Source organism: Curvibacter sp. CHRR-16, assembly GCF_018474005.1.
GTDB lineage: Bacteria > Pseudomonadota > Gammaproteobacteria > Burkholderiales > Burkholderiaceae_C > Allorhodoferax.
The window spans coordinates 1-2300 of record NZ_JAHCSH010000018.1 but is presented as its reverse complement, the minus strand read 5'-3'; the positions used below and the strand labels follow the sequence as shown (position 1 = coordinate 2300).

1 protein-coding gene is annotated in these 2300 nt (G+C 58.1%); it reads left to right on the top strand.

Annotated features, from left to right (window positions below; genetic code table 11):
* Positions 1 to 2300 (top strand): type VI secretion system Vgr family protein (locus KIK84_RS16425; protein WP_214124204.1); only part of this gene is annotated, 2300 nt, incomplete at both ends.

The window sequence follows — 2300 nt, the reverse complement described above, 5'->3', positions numbered from 1 at the left end:
CGCATCCTCACAGTTAGCTGCGCAGCCTTAGAAGCCCAAACCAGCACAAGCCTGCAAGCCATCAGCCTAGAGGGGCGAGAAGACATCAACAGCCTCTTTAGCTACCAACTCATACTGCAAAGCCCCGACAGAAAGAGCCACCCAAGCAGCATAGGCTCCAACCTAGACCTCAGTGCACTCTTAGGCCAAACCATCACCTGCCACATCCAACTCGAAGGCATGGGAGCCTTCCAAGCAGGCAGCGTAGGCGGACAAGCCACCCCCCACCAAGGAGCCGGAGAGCGCCAAATCAGCGCCATCATCACAGCAGCCCAACTCCTAGAGCCCGACAGCTACGGCAACACACCCAATAGCACCCCCAACAGCCGCCACGCCTACTACCAACTCACCCTAGAGCCCTGGCTCGCGCTTGCCCGCCACCAAAGCGACTGCCGCATCTTCCAAGACCAAACCCCCATAGAAGTCATAGAACACATCCTGGCCGGCTACCCCTACAGCGCAGACAAACGCCTCATAGAAACCTACCCAGTACGCGACTACTGCGTCCAATACAACGAAACCGACTTCGAATTCATCACCCGCCTCATGCAAGAGTGGGGCATCAACTACCACTTCGAACACAGCAACGGCACCCACCGCCTCATCTACAGCGACCACAACGGCGCATTCCAACTGCGCGCCAAAGACCTCCAACAAGATGAAGGTGCACAAGACACACACAACACCAACCCCTACTCCAGCATCCCCTACTACCCCCGGGGCCACAAAGCACAACGCGAATACATCCACCACTTCGCCCCAGAGCACCACCTCACCTCCCGCAGCTTTGGCAGCCAAGAGTACGACTACACCCGCCCCAAAGCACTCTTGAGCGCCCAAGCCAGTGATGACACCAGTGATACCAGCGCAGCCCAACAAGCTTCCAACATCTACCTCTTTAGAGGCAGCAACAAAACCCTGCCCGCCAGCGACTACAGCCAACCCAATGCCGGGGCAACAGAACAAGCCAACCAAACAGAAGAACAAGGCCAACACCTAGCCCAAATCCGCCTGCAAACCCTGCGCCAAGTGAGCCACCGCGCTACAGCAGCAGGCCACATCCGAGGCATCGTTACCGGCAGCAGCTTCACCCTAGAGCAACACCCCCAAGAGAGCGCCAACACCGAATACATCGTTCTGGGCGCACAACTGCACATCAGCAACCCCAGCCAAACCAGCACTGCAAGCCAAGAAACTAGCCAAGACACTACTAAAGACACCAGCCAAGACACCACCCACGGAGATTGGCGCATCCTCACCCAATTTACCGTCCAGCCCAGCACCCTGGCCCTGCGCCCCCAAGCCACCCAGCCCAAACCCACCATCGCAGGCCCCCAAAGCGCCCTGGTAGTAGGACCGAGCAACGCGCAAGGACAAAACCCCACCAACAACATTTACACCGACTACCTCAGCCGCATCAAACTGCACTTCCCCTGGGACAGGCACGACGGCAGCGATCACCACAGCAGCTGCTGGGTACGCGTTGCCAGTCCCTGGGCCGGCAACCAACTAGGCGCAGTGCACATCCCCCGCATAGGCCAAGAAGTCTTGGTCAGCTTCGAAGGCGGCGACCCCGACAAACCCGTGGTGATTGCCAGCCTCTACAACCAAAACAACCAACCCCCCTGGGAACTGCCCGAGCAACAAGCACTCTCTGGCATCCGCAGCCGAGAACTGGGCGACGGTGCAGGCAATGCAGCAGCGGGCAGAAGCAACCACCTGCTACTGGACGACACCGCAGAACAAATCCAAGTCCAACTCAAAAGCGACCACCAAAGCAGCAGCTTGAGTCTGGGCCACATCACCCGCATAGAAGATAGGGCAGGACGCCAAGAACACCGAGGCGAAGGCTTCGAGCTGCGCACAGACGGCCATGGAGCCATCAGAGCCCAAGACGGCTTACTCATCAGCACCGAAGGCAGACCCAACGCCCAAGGGAGCGTTAAAGCATCCAGTGAAACTGCATCGAGACTGAGCCAAGGGCAAGAGCAGCACAGCAGCCTGGGCCACTTGGCAGTGCAACACAAAGCACAAGATGGGGCACAAAGTGACGGTGACAGCAAAGACCAAGGACAAGTAGCCAAAGCACTGCAAGCGCAGAACGAGGCTATCAAGGGAACACAGAGCAAAGACAGCACCAACAATAGCAAACACCCAGAACTATCTGAACCCCACTTGGTACTGGCCAGTCCTGCGGGCATTGAGAGCACGACCACAGGCAGCACGCACCAGCACAGTAATGAGCACCATGCCATCACCGC